11 protein-coding genes are annotated in these 18,239 nt (G+C 70.4%); 3 read left to right on the plus strand and 8 right to left on the minus strand.

The window, feature by feature from the left end; genetic code table 11:
- Nucleotides 1–199: 199 nt before the first annotated feature.
- The 3 genes from ACSMTC_RS15225 to ACSMTC_RS15235 all read left to right on the plus strand — a co-directional run bounded on the left by ACSMTC_RS15225 (nt 200) and on the right by ACSMTC_RS15235 (nt 4,138).
- Complete coding sequence (locus ACSMTC_RS15225; protein WP_436560222.1) at nt 200–1,114, plus strand: ABC transporter ATP-binding protein; 915 nt, start codon at nt 200–202, stop codon at nt 1,112–1,114.
- Nucleotides 1,111–2,724, plus strand: coding sequence for a transporter (locus ACSMTC_RS15230; RefSeq protein ID WP_436560223.1), 1,614 nt, complete (start codon nt 1,111–1,113; stop codon nt 2,722–2,724). Before ACSMTC_RS15225 ends, ACSMTC_RS15230 begins: the two co-directional genes overlap by 4 nt.
- Before the next feature lie 139 nt (nt 2,725–2,863).
- Nucleotides 2,864–4,138: a DUF2786 domain-containing protein gene (locus ACSMTC_RS15235; RefSeq protein ID WP_436560224.1), complete on the plus strand. Its 1,275-nt coding sequence runs from the start codon at nt 2,864–2,866 to the stop codon at nt 4,136–4,138.
- Between the two features lie 112 nt (nt 4,139–4,250).
- On the opposite strand, the gene ACSMTC_RS15240 is transcribed toward ACSMTC_RS15235, so the two are convergent.
- The 8 genes from ACSMTC_RS15240 to rplL all read right to left on the minus strand — a co-directional run bounded on the left by ACSMTC_RS15240 (nt 4,251) and on the right by rplL (nt 18,169).
- Entirely contained in the window at nt 4,251–5,459 is a 1,209-nt protein-coding gene (locus ACSMTC_RS15240) for a cytochrome P450 (RefSeq protein WP_436560225.1), read from the minus strand.
- 172 nt (nt 5,460–5,631) lie between these two features.
- Nucleotides 5,632–6,312 carry a response regulator gene (locus ACSMTC_RS15245; protein WP_436560226.1) on the minus strand — a complete coding sequence of 227 codons (681 nt, stop codon included), beginning with the start codon at nt 6,310–6,312 and terminating at the stop codon, nt 5,632–5,634.
- A gap of 44 nt (nt 6,313–6,356) precedes the next feature.
- Nucleotides 6,357–7,643 carry a sensor histidine kinase gene (locus ACSMTC_RS15250; RefSeq protein WP_436560227.1) on the minus strand — a complete coding sequence of 429 codons (1,287 nt, stop codon included), beginning with the start codon at nt 7,641–7,643 and terminating at the stop codon, nt 6,357–6,359.
- 100 nt (nt 7,644–7,743) lie between these two features.
- A complete protein-coding gene (locus ACSMTC_RS15255; protein ID WP_436560228.1) occupies nt 7,744–8,427 on the minus strand; it encodes a DUF4097 family beta strand repeat-containing protein in 684 nt (227 codons plus the stop codon).
- 217 nt (nt 8,428–8,644) lie between these two features.
- Nucleotides 8,645–9,418, minus strand: coding sequence for an SIR2 family NAD-dependent protein deacylase (locus ACSMTC_RS15260; RefSeq protein WP_436560229.1), 774 nt, complete (start codon nt 9,416–9,418; stop codon nt 8,645–8,647).
- Nucleotides 9,419–9,581: 163 nt separating this feature from the next.
- Nucleotides 9,582–13,475, minus strand: a complete 3,894-nt coding sequence (locus ACSMTC_RS15265; RefSeq protein WP_436560230.1) for a DNA-directed RNA polymerase subunit beta' — start codon at nt 13,473–13,475, stop codon at nt 9,582–9,584.
- 99 nt (nt 13,476–13,574) lie between these two features.
- Complete coding sequence (gene rpoB / locus ACSMTC_RS15270) at nt 13,575–17,051, minus strand: DNA-directed RNA polymerase subunit beta (protein ID WP_436560231.1); 3,477 nt, start codon at nt 17,049–17,051, stop codon at nt 13,575–13,577.
- A 734-nt stretch (nt 17,052–17,785) separates the two neighbouring features.
- Complete coding sequence (gene rplL / locus ACSMTC_RS15275) at nt 17,786–18,169, minus strand: 50S ribosomal protein L7/L12 (RefSeq protein ID WP_436560232.1); 384 nt, start codon at nt 18,167–18,169, stop codon at nt 17,786–17,788.
- Nucleotides 18,170–18,239: the final 70 nt, after the last annotated feature.

Consider the following 18,239-nt stretch of genomic DNA (forward strand, 5'->3'; position numbering starts at 1 on the left):
ACTGAGCTTCGCTACTGAGCCAGACGAACCGCGCCGCGTAGTGGTTTCCGGTCCGCGGGCCCAATGTGCATGAGGGCTCGGGGATATCACGCATTCAGCCCGGAAACGCCCGATTCGCAGGCACCCTGGGCCAATTACCCCGAAAGTGAGAGGCTGACGGCACATCTGTTCCCATGCACCGCAGGAGGAGACCCCCGCAATGCAGGCGTCCACAGCCCAGTCAGCGCCGTCCGCTTCACCCTCCTCCGCGGTGAGCATCCGCGGTCTGTGGAAGACCTTCGGTCAGCAGGCCGCCGTGGCCAACCTCGATCTCGAACTGCCGGCCGGCTCCTTCATCGGCCTGGTCGGCCCCAACGGCGCGGGGAAGACCACCACCCTCTCGATGGTCACCGGGCTGCTCAGGCCCGACCACGGCACCGTCCTGATCCACGGCGCGGACGTCTGGAGCGACCCGGTCGCGGCCAAGGCGCGGATCGGCATCCTGCCCGAGGGGCTGCGGATGTTCGAGCGGCTGAGCGGGCGTGAACTGCTGCAGTACAGCGGCCGGCTGCGCGGACTGCCCGGCGCGGAGGTCGACCGCCGGGCCGAGGAACTCCTCACCGTGCTCGACCTGCTGGCCGCCGGCGACAAGCTGGTCGCCGACTACTCCACCGGCATGCGCAAGAAGATCGGCCTCGCCGTCGCACTGCTGCACAACCCCGACGTGCTGTTCCTGGACGAACCCTTCGAGGGCGTCGACCCGGTCTCCGCCCAGACCATCCGGGGCGTGCTCAAGCGCTACGCCGCGGCCGGTTCGACCGTCATCTTCTCCAGCCATGTGATGGAGCTGGTCGAACAGCTCTGCGACTGGGTGGCCGTGATGAACGCGGGCCGGGTCATAGCCCAGGGCCCGCTGGACTCGGTGCGCGGCGACCGCTCGCTGCACGCCGCCTTCCTGGAGCTGATCGGCGTCCGCGAGGACGACGGGCAGGCCCTGGGCTGGCTCGGCGCGGCTGGCCGACGGCCGGAGCGGTCCGCGGCGGCGGACGGGAGCTCCCCGGCTGACGGGACCTCGCCGGTGAACGGGACCTCCCCGGCGGACGGGACCTCCCCGGTGGACGGGGCCGAGCGATGAGCCCCGCCGTCCCCCAGGACAGGGTGGTCGTCCGGACCATCGTCTCGCTCAAGCTCCGGCTGCTCTCCAACGCGCTCAGGCGCAACCCCCGGAGCAGGGTCGTCTTCATCCTCGGCTCGGTGCTCGGGCTCGGCTTCGCCACCCTGACGGCGCTCGGCCTGTCGCTGCTGCACGGCCGGCCGGGCGCGGGCGACGCGGCGGTGATGCTCGCCACCGCACAGGCCATCGGCTGGGCCGCCCTGCCGCTCTTCCTGTTCAGCACCGACGAGAGCTCCGACCCGACCCGGCTCACCATGCTGCCGCTGCGCCCCGGGCCGCTGCTGCGCGGCACCCTGCTGGCCTCGCTGATAGGCCCCGGGCCGGTGATCGCCCTGGTCCTGATGACCGGAGCGGCGATCGCCGCGTCCACCGGTGCCGCCTCCGCCGCGACGGCGGTGCTGGGCGTACCGCTGACGGTGGTGGCGCTGGTGGTGCTGTCCCGGTCGGTCGCGGCCGGGAACGCCCGGATGCTCTCCAGCCGCCGCGGCAAGGACTTCGCCGTGCTCGGCGGACTTCTCTTCGCGATGCTGATCCAGCTCGGGAACCTCGCCTCGCAGAGCGTCTTCAACCGCTCCGGCAGCCACGGCAGGCTCGACCTGTCCCCGCTCAAGCCCTTCGCCGCGGTGCTGCGCTGGGTGCCGCCGGTCAGTTCGATCGACGCCATCCGCTCGGCCGGGGACGGCTCGTACGCCGTGGCGCTGGCGCAGCTCGCGCTCACGGCCGGGCTGCTGGTCCTGCTGCTGCGCTGGTGGCGCGGCAGCCTCCAGCAGATGATGGTGACCGCGGACGCCTCCACCCTGATCACCGTCAAGGGGGTCGGCCGCTCGCGCACCGCCGGGCTGCTGCCCGAGGGCCGCATCGGCGCGGTGATGCAGCGTCACCTGCGGTACGCCTGGCGGGAGCCCCGGGCCAAGGCGGCCGTCTTCACCGGCATCGGCATGGCCCTGGTGTTCTCCGTGCTCTCCGTGGTCCAGGGCTGGGCCTCGGTCTACGTGGTGGCCATCGCCGGGGTGATGCTCGGCCTGCAGATGGTCAACCTGTTCGGCATGGACGGCTCCGCGTTCTGGATGGTCGCCTCCACCCTCACCACCCGGGCCCAGGCCCGGGCCGAACTGGTCGGGCGGGCCTTGGCCGTGCTCTCCTACGCCGTCCCGGTCTCGCTGGTGCTCGGTGTCGGACTGGCCGCCGCCAACGACGACTGGGGCAACCTCGCCCCCGCCCTCGGCGTCACCTTCGGCCTGCTCGGCACGGGCATCGGCCTCGGAGCGGTGCTCAGCGTCCTCGCGCCGTACGCCATGCCCGCGGACAGCAACCCGATGCGCAGCGCCGCCCCCGGCCAGAGCGGGCTGGTCCTCCTCAACGGCTTCGGCTCGATGATCGGCGTCGCCCTGCTGAACCTGCCGCTCGGCGGTGTCCTCGGCTGGCTGCTGGTCTCGCACGGCCCCAGCTGGGTCGTCCTCCCGATCGGTCTCTGCTACGGCGCCGCCGTCGCCGCGCTCGGGGTCGCCCTGGCCGCCCCCCGCCTGCTCAGCCGCCTCCCGGAGATCCTCAACACGGCCATCGAACGCTGAGCGCCCCGGGGGCCCGCCCCCGGGTGCGTGACCGCGGCCGGACCCGCCGTGGGAGCGGTCCGGCATCATGGGTCGGGGGTTCGTACGAGGCGGAGGCAGGGACACCGTGGGCAAGCGCAAGGGCGAACGGGGTCCTGGCATGGACGCCTTGGTCGAGCAGGCGGCGTACCAGGTGATCGGGGCGCCCGCGGAGGGGCTCGATCTGGCGCTGGACACCGGGGCCTCACTGCTGGCGGCCTCGCCCGAGCAGTGGCCCGAGATCAGCCGGGCGGTGCTGGCCTTCGCGGAGCGCACGGTCGCACGGACCTGGGCCGGCGGCTGGCGTCCGGCGGATCTGGCCCGGGTGGTGCGGCGCGGGCTCGGCCCGGTGCACCAGGCGCTGGCGGTGGACCTGATCGCCGCCGAGGGCCGCCGGCACCCGGCCGCCACCCTGGACCGCCGCTGGCAGGAGCAGCTGCGCGAGCTCTCCGCCGAGGTCTGGTGGGAGGGCGACGACCGCTACCTGCCGGGCTTCGCACAGCACCACCGGCTGGACCGCTTCGCCCTGGCCACCGCCGTTCTCGAGCTGCTGCGGTCCTGGAGCCACCTGCCGCCGATCGCGCCGGTCGGGCCCGTCCCCGGTACCGCGCCGCAGTCCCCGGCCGGGCCGGTGCGGGGTGAGCCGAGGATGCTCTCGCGGATCCGGGCGCTGCTGGCGAAGGCGGAGTCGACGGAGTACCCGGAGGAGGCCGAGGCGCTGACCGCGAAGGCACAGCAGCTGATGGCCCAGCACAGCATCGACGAGGCCCTGCTGGCGGCCGCCCGGCCGGCCGAGGACGTTCCGGCGGCGCTGCGGATCGGGGTGGACAGCCCGTACGAGGGGCCGAAGACGATGCTGCTGGACGCCGTCGCGGCGGCGAACCGCTGCCGGGTGGTGTGGGCCAAGGAGTTCGGCTTCTGCACCGTCGTCGGCTTCGATCCGGACCTGGACGCGGTCGAGCTGCTCTACACCTCGCTCCTGGTCCAGGCGACCTCGGCGATGCAGCCCCGCCGGGCCGGCCGCCCGGGCGGTGCGGACGGCGGAGCGCACCCCGGCAGTGCCTCCCGCACCAAGTCCTTCCGGCAGTCCTTCCTGGTCGCCTACGCCGCCCGGATCCGGGAGCGGCTGACGAGCGCGACCGAGCAGGCCACCAGCGACGCCGCCGCCGGCCGGCACCTGCGCGAGGACGGTACCTGTGAGCTGCTGGTGCCCGACGAGCGGCTGCTGCCCGCACTCGCGGCCCGCGAGGAGGCGGTGGACGACACGGTGGACCGGATGTTCCCCAAGCTGACCTCCCAGCGGGTACGGGTCAGCGACGGCGAGGGCTGGGCGGCCGGCCGGGCCGCCGCCGACCGGGCCTCGCTGCACGGCCGCGCGGGTGCCATCCCCCGCTGAGGAGCGGTGAACGCCGGCGGCCGACTCCGGCCCGGGAGGCCGGAGTTCACGCCGGGGTGCCGGCGGTCACCGGGCCAGCGGGGGGGCACCCGGCCCGTTCCCCGTCACATCCTCAGACCTCGACGATCAGTTCCCGCAGCCCCCGGATGACGTACCCGGGCTGCCACTCGGGCTCGCGGACCAGCCGCAGCCCGGGCGCGCGGCGCAGCAGCGCGCCGTAGGACTCGGTGAGCTCCAGTCGGGCGAGCGGAGCGCCCAGGCAGAAGTGGATCCCCGCGCCGAAGGTGATGTGCGGGTTGTCGGTGCGGCCCAGGTCGAGGTGGTCGGGGTCGGTGAAGCGGTCCGGGTCGCGGTTGGCGGAGCCGAACAGCAGGGCGATCTCGGCTCCGCGCGGGATCGTCGTCCCGGCGATCTCGATGTCCTCCAGCACCCAGCGTTCGAACATCTGCAGCGGGGTGTCGTAGCGCATCAGCTCCTCGATGGCGGTGGGCAGCAGCCCGTCCACCGCGCCGCGCAGCCGGGCGAGTTCGCCGGGGTTGCGAAACAGCGCCAGCCAGCCGTTCCCGGTGGTGTTGACGGTGGCCTCGTGCCCGGCGTTGAGCAGCAGCACGCAGGTCGAGACCATCTCCTGCTCGCTGAGCGCGTCCGAGCCGTCGGCGACCTGGACCAGTGCGCTGACCAGGTCCTCACCCGGGGTGGCCCGCCGCTCGGCGATCAGCTTGCGCAGGTACTCGGAGAACTCGACGCTCGCCCGTACCGCCCGCTCGGCCACCTCGGCCGAGGGGTTGAGCTCGAACATCCCGGTGATGTCGGCCGACCAGGGGCGCAGCAGGTGCCGGTCGCCCTCGGGTACCCCCAGCATCTCGGCGATCACGGCGACCGGCAGCGGTTCGGCGACCTTGGCGATCAGGTCGCCGCCCCCGTCCGCCAGCAGCCCGGCGACCAGTTCGTCCGCGAGCCGGGCCACGGTGGGCCGCAGCGACTCCACCATGCGCGGGGTGAAGGCCTTGGAGACCAGCCGCCGGATCCGGGTGTGGTCCGGGGCCTCCAGGTCGAGCAGCCCGTGCTCGTTGAGGGTGTGGAACGGCTCGTGCGCGGGGTCGGGCGCCGGGCGGCCGAACTCCTCGTGGGTGTACCGGTGGGTGTAGGTGCGGCCGAGGCGGCGGTCCCGCAGCAGCGCGCTGACGTCCTGGTACCGGGAGACCAGCCACTGGCCGCTGGGCTCGTAGTAACTGACCGGTGCCTGCTCGCGCAGCACCGCGTAAGCGTCGTAGGGGTGCGCCACGAACTCGGCGGACCAGGGATCGAACTGCGCGGTCATGATCACTCCTGCTGGTCGGGGGGCCATCGTAATCAGGCCGGTCCCCTCCCGGGAGTGGCGGGTACCGGCTCCTCACCCGGCACCCGGCCTGGCGGGGATCGGCCGGCCCGCGCCTCGGCTTCCCGCGCGGAGAACGGTGCCCCCCGGCCCGCGCTCCCCCGTGCGCGGGCGCCTACGCCTCGCCCGCCACCACCGCGCCGGCCTCGTACGCGAAGACCACCGCGTGCACCCGGTCGCGCAGTTGGAGCTTGCTCAGCACATTGCTGACGTGCGTCTTCACCGTGTGCTCGCTGACCACCAGCTCGGTCGCGATCTCGGCGTTGGACAGGCCCCGGGCGAGCAGTCGCAGGGTCTCCCGCTCGCGGCCGGTCAGCTGGTCGAGCAGCCGGGAGGGCGCGCGCACCGCGGCCGTCGGTCCGGCCGGCCTGCGGGCGGTGAACTCGGCGATCAGCCGGCGCGTCACCGAGGGCGCCAGCAGTGCCTCGCCGGAGGCCACCATGCGGACACCGTGCACCAGGTCGTCCCGGCGGACGTCCTTGAGCAGGAAGCCGCTGGCCCCGGCGTAGAGGGCATCGTAGACGTAGTCGTCGATGTCGAAGGTGGTCAGCATGATCACCTTGGTGCCGGGGAACTCGGCACAGACCCGGCGGGCGGCCTCCAGTCCGTCCATCACCGGCATCCGGACGTCCAGCAGCAGCACATCGGGACGGTGCTCCCGGACCGCCTCGATGGCCTGCGCGCCGTCCACCGCCTCGGCGACCACCTCGATGTCCGGCTGCGCCTCCAGGATCATCCCGAAACCCGCGCGCACCAGCTCCTGGTCGTCGGCGACCACCACTCGTATCGGGTCCATGCCCACAACTCCCCTCTCCCTGCCCGCCGTTCCCCGGCCGGGCCTCACAGTACGGCCGCGCCCAGCGGCAGCTGCGCGCTCACCAGGAACCCTCTGCCCTCCGGCCCCGGACCGGCACTCGCCCTGCCCCCGCAGGCCGCAGCGCGCTCACGGATACCGACCAGTCCGCGCCCGCCCGACCAGCCGTCCACCGCCGTGCCGTTCGCCACCCTGCCGTCCGCGTTCCCGCCGTCCGCCTTCCCGCCGTTCGGCACCCGGCCACCGGGCGCCCCGCCACCGAATGCCCCGCCCGCCGTACCCCGGCCGTCGTCACAGACCGCGATCTCCAGCGTCTGCCCGGCCTGGACGACCCGGACCACCACGCGGTCCGCCCCCGAGTGCTTGACCACGTTGGTCAGCGCCTCCTGGACGATCCGGTAGGCCGCCGCCTCGACGTCCGCCGGGACCGGACGCCCCGGCTCGGCCAGCTCCAGCTCCACCCGGATGCCCGCCTGCCGCACCCGCTCGACCACGCCCGGCAGTTCGGCCAGCGTGGGCTGCGGGGCGAGTTCGGGGCTCGCGCCCTCCTCCTTGAGCACTCCGAGGACCCGGCGCAGCTGCACCATCGCGTCGCGCCCGGAGTCGGCGATGGTGTCGAAGGCCCGGATCGCCCGCTCCGGATCGCTGCGCACCACCAGCGGGCCCGCCTCCGCCTGAATGACCATCAACGACACCGCGTGCGCCAGGATGTCGTGCATCTCGCGGGCGATCCTGGCGCGCTCCTCGGCCACCGCCCGGGCCGCCTCGGCCGCGGCCCTCAGGCCCAGCTGGTGCGCCCGTTCGGTCTCCGCCCTGGCGAGAGCGCGCCAGTCGCGGACCAGCGCCCCGAAGGTGAAGCTGCCGACCGACATGATCAGGCTGAACAGCATGCCGTTCGGTGAGTGGGTGCCGATGATGTTGGCGATCACGGTGACCACCAGCAGCGGCCAGCGCTGCCAGTCCCGGCCGCGGTCGGCCAGGCTGTACAGCGCCAGCACGCTGGAGATCGAGACCTGCGGCTGCGCGGAGTGCGCGACATAGGACAGCACCAGCGACGGCAGCCCGGTGAGGAGGTAGACGGCACAGGGGAAGTTCCGCCGCCAGGGCAGGGAGAAGGAGGTGGAGGCGGCCAGCAGGTAGATCCACCAGGACCAGCCCTTGTCGTCGAAGAACACCGCCCAGACCGAGACCAGGACCGAGAACACCGTCAGTCCGATGTCCACCGTGTACGGGTTGATCCGGCCGAGGCGTCCGTCCTGCCAGCGCCGCCCGAGCCCGATGATCCACGCCTGTGCGCGGGTGACCCGCTCCACGCCCGTTCCTCCCCCGTCGCTCTCCGGGAGACGATCTTGCCGTATCCGGCGGCCGAGCGCCCTTCCGGCATCCGCGGCCGGCGCGGGCCCGGGCAGGAGCTCACGCATTGGTGACCGTCACGTCACCGGTGTTGGAGTGGGCGGTGATGGTGCGCCTGGCGCCGGGCTGCTGGCTGACCGTCTGGCGGACGTTCCCGGTGTCGGCGCCCGCCGTGACCGTGTACGGGTCGCCGCTGGGCACCTTCACGGTGACGCTGCCGGTGGAGGTGGTGGCCTTGACCGTCTCCGGCTGGGCCACGAAGTCGGCCGAGACGTCACCGGTGCTGGAGCTGAGGTCGACGCTGGTGGCACTCATCCGCTTGGCCTCGACGTTGCCGGTGCCGGTCTCCGCCTTGACCTCGGCGGTCAGCCCGGAGAGGTGCACGTCGCCGGTGCCGTCGCTGACCCGGACCACGGTGCCCGCCGGCACGTTCACCTCGTACCCGACGCTGCAGTCCCCGTCCGGGCACTTGTAGTCGAGGGTCAGCGTGCCGCCCGCGGTGCTGTGGACGGCGGCGGGAGCGGTGGAGTGGTACTTCTGGTGCTCCGTCACCTGGACTCCGGTGCCGCCGCCGACCACCCGGATGTCTCCGGTGGCGCCCTCGATCACCAGGGTCCGCACGGTCCCGGGGACCTCGTAGCTCACGTCCTTGGTCTGGTCGTCGTCCAGGAACGAGAAGCAGCCGGACATCCCGCCCACGACGGCGGCGGTGACGGCGATGCGGGTCAGGACGCGAAAGGACATCCGGTTCACGGCAGTTCTCCTCGATCGGCTCGCCGGACCGGCCTCCGCGACCCGACACCAGGAGCTTGCCGGAGTGCCCCCTGCCCCCACCTCCCCCGGCCGAGCGGTCTTCTCCGCTCCCCCGCACGAGCGAGGCTCCGCGCCCACGACTGCCCCACGACTGCCCCACGGCTCCCCCACGGCGGCGAGCGGCTCCCCCGTACGGGCGAGTCAGCACTCACTCCCTCCCGGGATCCCCCACCGGCTCCCCCGTGAACTCCCCGGCGATGATCCGCCGCACCAGCGCGGGCAGCGCGAGCGAGATCGGCTCCCGGATCACCTCGTGCGCCACCGGGTCGTACGGCGTGGGCTCGGCATTGACGATCACCAGCCGGGCCCCGGCCTCCAGCGCCGCCTGCGGCAGGGCGGCCACCGGGTACACCTGCAGCAGCGTCCCGACCGCCACGAACAGATCACAGGCCTTGGCGATCGCCTCCGCCTGGTCCAGCACCACCGGGTCCAACGCCTCGCCGAACATCACCGTGCACGGCTTGAGCACACCCCCGCACTCCTCGCAGGCCGGGTCCGGCTCCCCCGCGGCCACCCGCTCCAGCGCCCGCGCCATCGGACCGCGCACCCGGCAGCGGACGCACTGCACCTGCTGCGCCGTCCCGTGCAGTTCCAGCACCTTCCGCTCGGGCAGCCCCGAACGCCGGTGCAGCCCGTCCACGTTCTGCGTCAGCACCCGCACCGGCAGCCCGCTGCGCTCCAGCTCCACCAGCGCCAGATGCCCGGCGTTCGGCTCGGCCCCCACCGCCCCGGCGTCCCGCCGCATCAGCCAGGACCGGCGCCGAACCCGCGGATCGGCCAGGTACGGCCCGATCGTCACCAACTCCTGCGCCCCGGGATCCCGTTGCCACAGCCCCTGGGGCCCCCGGTAGTCCGGAATCCCCGAATCGGTGGAAATCCCGGCCCCGGTCAACACCGCGATCAGCGGCCGCTTCGCACTCATGGCCGGACCGTACGGCCCGCCGGCCATCCCGCGCCACCGGAAATACGGGTGCCCGCACGGCCCGACGCGGACGGCGTCCGCCCGCAGCGGCCCCGTCGACACAAACGCCGCAGGGCGGCCGCCCCATACGGGGTGGCCGCCCTGCGGCGTGCGGAGCTGACTGTCAGCCGGTGTACGGGCCGTAGTCGTAGTCGTCCAGCGGGACCGCCTGGCCGGAGCCGGCGCCGAAGGGCGACATGTCGTAGTCGTCGTAGCCGACGGCCGAGTACATGGCGGCCTTGGCCTCCTCGGTCGGCTCGACCCGGATGTTGCGGTAGCGGGGCAGACCCGTACCGGCCGGGATGAGCTTACCGAGGATGACGTTCTCCTTGAGGCCCAGCAGCGGGTCCGACTTGGCGTGGATCGCCGCGTCGGTGAGGACCCGGGTCGTCTCCTGGAAGGAGGCGGCCGACAGCCAGGACTCGGTGGCCAGCGAGGCCTTGGTGATACCCATGAGCTGCGGACGACCGGAGGCGGGGTGACCGCCCTCGGAGACCACGCGGCGGTTCTCCTGCTCGAAGCGGCCGCGCTCGACGAGCTCGCCCGGGAGCAGCTCGGCGTCGCCCGACTCGATGATCGTCACGCGGCGGAGCATCTGCCGGATGATGATCTCGATGTGCTTGTCGTGGATCGACACACCCTGCGAGTTGTAGACCTTCTGGACCTCGGCGACCAGGTGGACCTGGACGGCACGCTGGCCCATGATGCGCAGGACGTCGTGCGGGTTGGTCGCACCGACGGTCAGCTTCTGGCCGACCTCGACCGCCTCGCCCTCGCTCACCAGGAGCTTCACACGCTTGGAGACCGGGTAGGCGATCTCGTCGGTGCCGTCGTCCGGGGTGATGACGATCTTGCGGGTCTTCTCGGTGTCCTCGACGCGGACCCGGCCGGACGCCTCCGAGATCGGAGCGACACCCTTGGGGGTACGGGCCTCGAAGAGCTCGACGACACGCGGCAGACCCTGGGTGATGTCGTCACCGGCCACACCACCGGTGTGGAAGGTACGCATGGTCAGCTGGGTACCGGGCTCACCGATGGACTGGGCGGCGATGATGCCGACCGCCTCACCGATGTCGACCAGCTTGCCGGTGGCCAGCGAGCGGCCGTAGCAGTGGGCACAGGTACCCACGGCCGACTCACAGGTCAGGATCGAGCGGACCTTGACCTCGCCGATGCCGTGGCGGATCAGCTCGTCGATCAGCACGTCACCGAGGTCGGTGTTGGCGGTGGCCAGCAGCTTGCCGTCCACCGAGATGTCCTCGGCGAGCATGCGGGCGTAGACGCTGGTCTCGACGTCGTCGGCCTTGCGCAGGACGCCGTCCGCGCCGACCGCACCGATCGACAGCTTCAGGCCGCGCTCGGTGCCGCAGTCCTCCTCGCGAATGATGACGTCCTGGGAGACGTCGACCAGACGACGGGTGAGGTAACCGGAGTCGGCGGTACGCAGAGCGGTGTCCGCGAGACCCTTACGGGCACCGTGGGTGGAGATGAAGTACTCCAGCACGGAGAGACCCTCACGGAACGACGCCTTAATCGGCCGCGGGATGGTCTCGTTCTTCGCGTTGGACACCAGACCACGCATACCGGCGATCTGGCGCATCTGCATCATGTTTCCTCGAGCTCCCGAGTCCACCATCATGAAGATGGGGTTGGTCTTCGGGAAGTTCGCGGACATGGCCTCGGCGACCTCGTTGGTCGCCCGGGTCCAGATGCCGATGAGCTCGCTCTTGCGCTCGTCGTTGGTGATCAGACCGCGCTCGTACTGACGCTGGACCTTCTCCGCCTGCGCCTCGTAGCCCTCGAGGATCTGGGGCTTGCTCGGCGGGACGATGACGTCCGAGATCGAGACGGTGACACCGGAACGGGTCGACCAGTGGAAGCCGGCCGCCTTCAGGTTGTCCAGCGTCGCGGCGACGACGACCTTCGGGTAGCGCTCGGCCAGGTCGTTGACGATGGCCGACAGCTGCTTCTTGCCGACCTCGTAGTCGACGAAGGGGTAGTCCTCGGGCAGCAGCTCGTTGAAGAGCGCACGGCCCAGGGTGGTGTTCAGGCGGAAGGACTCGCCCTCGAACCAGGTCGACTGCCCGTCCTCGTCCACCGGAGCGACCCAGCCGCGCGGCGGCACGGTGCCGACCGGCAGACGCAGGTCGATCGGGGCCTGGACGTCCAGCTCGCGGGCGTCGAAGGCCATGATCGCCTCGGCGGTGGACGAGAAGGAGCGGCCGGCGCCCTTCACGTTCTCGCGGTCCGAGGTGAGGAAGAACAGACCGAGCACCATGTCCTGGGTCGGCATGGTGACGGGGCGACCGTCGGCCGGCTTCAGGATGTTGTTCGAGGACAGCATCAGGATGCGGGCCTCGGCCTGCGCCTCCGCGGACAGCGGCAGGTGGACGGCCATCTGGTCACCGTCGAAGTCCGCGTTGAACGCGGTGCAGACGAGCGGGTGGATCTGGATGGCCTTGCCCTCGACCAGCTGCGGCTCGAAGGCCTGGATGCCGAGGCGGTGCAGGGTGGGCGCACGGTTCAGCAGAACCGGGTGCTCGGCGATGACCTCTTCGAGGACGTCCCACACGACCGGGCGGGCACGCTCGACCATGCGCTTGGCCGACTTGATGTTCTGCGCGTGGTTCAGGTCGACCAGGCGCTTCATCACGAACGGCTTGAAGAGCTCCAGCGCCATGGCCTTGGGCAGACCGCACTGGTGCAGCTTCAGCTGCGGGCCGACGACGATGACCGAACGGGCCGAGTAGTCGACTCGCTTACCGAGCAGGTTCTGACGGAAGCGACCCTGCTTACCCTTCAGCATGTCGGACAGCGACTTCAGCGGACGGTTGCCGGGGCCCGTGACCGGGCGACCACGACGGCCGTTGTCGAAGAGCGCGTCGACGGCCTCCTGGAGCATGCGCTTCTCGTTGTTCACGATGATCTCGGGGGCACCGAGGTCGAGAAGCCGCTTCAGGCGGTTGTTGCGGTTGATCACACGGCGGTACAGGTCGTTCAGGTCGGAGGTCGCGAAGCGGCCACCGTCCAGCTGCACCATCGGACGCAGGTCCGGCGGGATCACCGGGACGCAGTCCAGCACCATGCCGTTCGGCTTGTTGCTGGTCTGCAGGAAGGCGGAGACGACCTTGAGGCGCTTCAGCGCACGGGTCTTCTTCTGGCCCTTGCCGGTACGGATGATCTCGCGGAGGCGCTCGGCCTCCTCCGCCAGGTCGAAGGTCTCCAGGCGGTCCTTGAGGGCCGCGGCACCCATCGAGCCGGAGAAGTACGTGCCGAAGCGGTCGCGCAGCTCGCGGTAGAGCAGCTCGTCGCCCTCGAGGTCCTGGACCTTGAGGTTCTTGAAGCGGCTCCACACCTCGTCAAGGCGGTCCAGCTCACGCTGGGCGCGGTCGCGCAGCTGCTTCATCTCGCGCTCGGCGCCCTCACGCACCTTGCGGCGGACGTCGGCCTTGGCGCCCTCGGCCTCCAGCTCGGCCAGGTCGGTCTCGGCCTTCTTGGCCCGGGCCTCGAGGTCGGCGTCGCGGCGGTTCTCGATCTGCTGGCGCTCGACGGAGACGTGCGCCTCCAGCGACGGCAGGTCGCGCTGACGGCGCTCGTCGTCGACCCAGGTGATCATGTAGGCGGCGAAGTAGATGACCTTCTCGAGGTCCTTCGGCGCCAGGTCCAGCAGGTAGCCCAGGCGGGACGGGACACCCTTGAAGTACCAGATGTGGGTGACCGGGGCGGCCAGCTCGATGTGGCCCATCCGCTCACGGCGCACCTTGGCGCGGGTCACCTCGACGCCGCAGCGCTCGCAGATGATGCCCTTGAAGCGGACGCGCTTGTACTTACCGCAGTAGCACTCCCAGTCCCGGGTGGGGCCGAAGATCTTCTCGCAGAAGAGGCCGTCCTTTTCGGGCTTCAGGGTGCGGTAGTTGATGGTCTCCGGCTTCTTGACCTCGCCGTGCGACCACTGGCGGATGTCGTCGGCCGTGGCCAGGCCAATGCGGAGCTCGTCGAAGAAGTTGACGTCAAGCACTGGTCGTCAAGCCCTCTTTCGTAAGTCGAGGTTTGTCTGTGGTCTGAGGGGGGCCTGGGGGCGGGCCGGCCCAGGGTCGCTGGGCCGGCCCAACCTCCGTCAGACCTCTTCGACGCTGCTCGGCTCGCGCCGGGACAGGTCGATGCCGAGCTCCTCGGCAGCGCGGAACACGTCTTCGTCGGAGTCCCGCATCTCGATGGACTGGCCGTCCGAGGACAGCACCTCCACGTTGAGGCAGAGCGACTGCATTTCCTTGATGAGGACCTTGAAGGACTCGGGAATGCCGGGCTCGGGGATGTTCTCGCCCTTGACGATGGCCTCGTAGACCTTGACTCGGCCGAGGACGTCGTCGGACTTGATGGTGAGCAGCTCCTGGAGCGCGTACGCGGCACCGTACGCTTCGAGGGCCCACACCTCCATCTCACCGAAGCGCTGACCACCGAACTGCGCCTTACCACCCAGCGGCTGCTGGGTGATCATCGAGTACGGACCGGTCGAACGGGCGTGCAGCTTGTCGTCGACCAGGTGGTGCAGCTTGAGGATGTACATGTAGCCGACCGAGATCGGCATCGGGAACGGCTCGCCGGAGCGGCCGTCGAACAGCTGGGCCTTACCGGTGGAGTTCACCAGGCGGTCGCCGTCCCGGGTGGGGATGGTGTTGTCCAGCAGACCGGTGATCTCGTCCTCGCGGGCACCGTCGAAGACCGGGGTGGCGAGGTTGGTGCCACCGTCGACCTGGTCGGCGCCGATCGACTGCAGGCGCTGGGCCCACTCGTCGGCGAGGCCGGAGACGTCCCAGCCCTGCTTGGCGAGCCAGCCGAGGTGGATCTCCAGGACCTGTCCCGGGTTCATTCGGGACGGGACACCCAGCGGGTTGAGGATGATGTCGACCGGGGTGCCGTCGGCGAGGAACGGCATGTCCTCGACCGGCAGGATCTTGGAGATGACACCCTTGTTGCCGTGGCGGCCGGCGAGCTTGTCACCGTTGGTGATCTTGCGCTTCTGGGCCACGTAGACGCGGACCAGCTGGTTCACGCCCGGGGGCAGCTCGTCGCCCTCTTCGCGGTCGAAGACGCGGACGCCGATGACCTTGCCGGACTCACCGTGCGGGACCTTCAGCGAGGTGTCGCGGACCTCACGGGCCTTCTCACCGAAGATCGCGCGCAGCAGGCGCTCCTCGGGGGTCAGCTCGGTCTCACCCTTCGGGGTGACCTTGCCGACCAGGATGTCGCCGGTGACGACGTCGGCGCCGATGCGGATGATGCCGCGCTCGTCGAGGTCGGCGAGGACCTCCTCGGAGACGTTCGGGATGTCCCGGGTGATCTCCTCGGGGCCGAGCTTGGTGTCACGGGCGTCGACCTCGTGCTCCTCGATGTGGATCGAGGAGAGGACGTCGTCCTGCACGAGGCGCTGCGACAGGATGATCGCGTCCTCGTAGTTGTGACCCTCCCACGACATGAACGCCACGAGCAGGTTCTTGCCGAGGGCCATCTCGCCCTCGTCGGTGCAGGGACCGTCGGCCAGCACCTGGCCGGACTCGACCCGGGCACCCTCGTCCACGAGCACCTTCTGGTTGAAGGAGGTGCCCTGGTTGGAGCGGGTGAACTTGGCGGCCCGGTAGGTGGTGTAGGTGCCGTCGTCGTTGGCCACCGTGACGTAGTCGGCGGAGACCTCCTGGACCACACCGGCCTTCTCGGCGGTGATCACGTCGGCGGCGTCGACCGCGCAGCGGTACTCCATGCCGGTACCGACCAGCGGAGCCTCGCTCTTCAGCAGCGGCACCGCCTGGCGCATCATGTTCGAGCCCATGAGCGCGCGGTTGGCGTCGTCGTGCTCGAGGAACGGGATCATGGCGGTCGCGACCGACACCATCTGGCGCGGCGAGACGTCCATGTAGTCGATCTCGGTGCCCGGGATGTAGTCGATCTCGCCGCCACGGCGGCGGACCAGGACACGCGGCTCGGCGAAGTGCAGGTCCGCGGTCAGCGGCGCGTTCGCCTGGGCGATGACGTAGCGGTCCTCCTCATCGGCGGTGAGGTAGTCCACCTGCTCGGTGACCACACCGTCGATGACCTTGCGGTACGGGGTCTCGATGAAGCCGAAGGCGTTCACCCGGCCGTACGAGGCCAGCGAGCCGATCAGACCGATGTTGGGACCTTCGGGGGTCTCGATCGGACACATACGGCCGTAGTGCGAGGGGTGCACGTCACGGACCTCGAAGCCGGCGCGCTCACGGGAGAGACCACCGGGACCGAGGGCGGACAGACGGCGCTTGTGGGTCAGGCCCGACAGCGGGTTCGTCTGGTCCATGAACTGCGACAGCTGGCTGGTGCCGAAGAACTCCTTGATGGAGGCGACGACCGGCCGGATGTTGATCAGGGTCTGCGGCGTGATCGCCTCGACGTCCTGGGTGGTCATGCGCTCGCGCACGACGCGCTCCATACGGGCGAGACCCGTACGGACCTGGTTCTGGATCAGCTCGCCGACGTTGCGCAGGCGGCGGTTGCCGAAGTGGTCGATGTCATCGACCTCGACCACGATGTCGCGGCCCTCGTCATCGCGCCAGTCGACCTCACCGGCGTGCAGCTTGACCAGGTACTTGATGGTGTTGATGATGTCCGGCTCGGTGAGCACGCCCGAGTCCAGCGACTCGGCGTTGCCCAGCTTCCGGTTGACCTTGTAGCGGCCGACCTTGGCGAGGTCGTAGCGCTTCGGGTTGAAGTACAGGTTCTCCAGCAGCGTCTGCGCGGCCTCACGCGTGGGCGGCTCGCCCGGGCGCAGCTTGCGGTAGATGTCGAGAAGCGCGTCGTCCTGGCCCTGGGTGTGGTCCTTCTCCAGGGTGGCGCGCATCGACTCGTACTCGCCGAACTCCTCGAGGATCATCTCGTTGGTCCAGCCGAGAGCCTTGAGCAGAACGGTGACCGACTGCTTGCGCTTGCGGTCGATGCGGACACCGACCATGTCGCGCTTGTCGATCTCCATCTCCAGCCAGGCGCCGCGAGACGGGATGATCTTGGCGGAGTAGATGTCCTTGTCGGACACCTTGTCCAGCGTCGAGTCGAAGTACACGCCGGGCGAACGGACCAGCTGCGACACGACGACGCGCTCGGTGCCGTTGATCACGAACGTGCCCTTGTGGGTCATGAGCGGGAAGTCGCCCATGAAGACCGTCTGAGACTTGATCTCACCGGTCTCGTTGTTGGTGAACTCGGCCGTGACGAAGAGCGGAGCCGCGTACGTGAAGTCGCGGTCCTTGCACTCGTCAATGGAGTTCTTCGGCGGCTCGAAACGGTGGTCGCGGAAGGTCAGCGACATCGACCCGCTGAAGTCCTCGATCGGGGAGATCTCCTCGAAGATCTCTTCCAGACCGGACTTGGTGGGGACGTCCTGACCACTCTCCAGGGCCGCCTCGACCCGGGCCTTCCAGGCCGCGTTGCCGAGCAGCCAGTCAAAGCTCTCGGTCTGCAGGGCCAGGAGGTTCGGGACCTCAAGGGGCTCCTTGATCTTCGCGAACGAGACGCGGAGCGGGGCGGTGGATGCGGCGGAATTGTTCGAGGCGTTGCGCGAGGCGGCCAAGAGGGGGGTCCTTCCGAGGGCTCGGAGCTCACTACGCGCGTACCAGCCGGGCCTGGAAAGGCTTGGAGCCACCTCCGGCGCCGAGGGTCTCAGCCGGGAATAAATCCCAGGTCAGAGCCGCTTTGCGGAGGCGGTGCCAGACCCCTTCAGGGCAACGCAGACTCCGGGCGACGAGTCACGGAGCAGCTAACAGGCAGCGCAAAGGGACAGTGTAGCCAAAAGGCACACTGCTGACAAGCCCTGATTCGGAGACCGAATCGGACGCTCCCTCCGGTAGCTGCCCACCGGACCGGCCCCCTCCCGGGGAACCGTGCCGCAGGCGGCGCCTGCCTCGCACAACCACGGCCCGGACTACGCCGGGCCATCGCACCTCACATGCAGTCACTTCCCGTCGGGGCCACTGAATATGCATCCAGGGCCGCTCCGACTTGGAGCGTGCTCTCCACGCTGGGCGCGCGCCTTGAGAATCGCGCGCCCGGTGCCGTTCGTCAAGGCCCGTGCCGGAGCGTGGACCTCGCACTACTCATCGTGCGACACCCCCAGGGCGTTACAGCCCGCCGCGGTGTCGTTCGCGATCACAGCGATCACCATACCGGTCCGCACCGACAGCGGCCGAGTGCGCGACCAGGCGGGCCCTGCCGGGCCGATCCGGCCCCGGAAACGAAACAGGCCGGGCCGACCACCCGCAAGGGTGATCGGCCCGGCCCGTGAGCCCCCTCAGAGGGGGCGCGGGGTCACTTGACGACGACCTTGGCGCCGGCGCCCTCGAGGGCGGCCTTGGCCTTCTCGGCAACGTCCTTGGCAACCTTCTCCAGGACAACCGCGTTGGCGGTGTCAACGAGGTCCTTGGCCTCCTTCAGGCCGAGGGAGGTCAGGGCGCGCACCTCCTTGATGACCTGGATCTTCTTGTCGCCAGCGCCCTCGAGGATGACGTCGAACTCGTCCTTCTCCTCAACGGCCTCGGCGGCCGGGGCGCCCGGAACACCGGCGGCAATGGCAACCGGAGCGGCGGCGGTGACGTCGAACTTCTCCTCGAAGGCCGAGACGAACTCGGACAGCTCGATGAGGGTCATCTCCTCGAACTGCGCGAGCAGCTCGTCCTGGGTCAGCTTCGCCATGATGGCGTCCTTCCACTAAATCGGCAGGTGGTGCCGGGATGTACGGGATGTGGCGGGCACGGGCCCGCTG

The organism is Kitasatospora sp. HPM-01-4, from assembly GCF_051374625.1.
Taxonomy (GTDB): Bacteria; Actinomycetota; Actinomycetes; order Streptomycetales; family Streptomycetaceae; genus Kitasatospora.

Bases quoted from the DNA above. Each gene is read 5' to 3' on its own strand.
- ACSMTC_RS15255 (WP_436560228.1), bottom strand. From the start codon at position 8,427: ATGTCCTTTCGCGTCCTGACCCGCATCGCCGTCACCGCCGCCGTCGTG.
- ACSMTC_RS15235 (WP_436560224.1), top strand. From the start codon at position 2,864: ATGGACGCCTTGGTCGAGCAGGCGGCGTACCAGGTGATCGGGGCGCCC.
- ACSMTC_RS15260 (WP_436560229.1), bottom strand. From the start codon at position 9,418: ATGAGTGCGAAGCGGCCGCTGATCGCGGTGTTGACCGGGGCCGGGATT.
- ACSMTC_RS15225 (WP_436560222.1), top strand. From the start codon at position 200: ATGCAGGCGTCCACAGCCCAGTCAGCGCCGTCCGCTTCACCCTCCTCC.
- rplL (WP_436560232.1), bottom strand. From the start codon at position 18,169: ATGGCGAAGCTGACCCAGGACGAGCTGCTCGCGCAGTTCGAGGAGATG.
- ACSMTC_RS15240 (WP_436560225.1), bottom strand. From the start codon at position 5,459: ATGACCGCGCAGTTCGATCCCTGGTCCGCCGAGTTCGTGGCGCACCCC.
- ACSMTC_RS15230 (WP_436560223.1), top strand. From the start codon at position 1,111: ATGAGCCCCGCCGTCCCCCAGGACAGGGTGGTCGTCCGGACCATCGTC.
- ACSMTC_RS15245 (WP_436560226.1), bottom strand. From the start codon at position 6,312: ATGGACCCGATACGAGTGGTGGTCGCCGACGACCAGGAGCTGGTGCGC.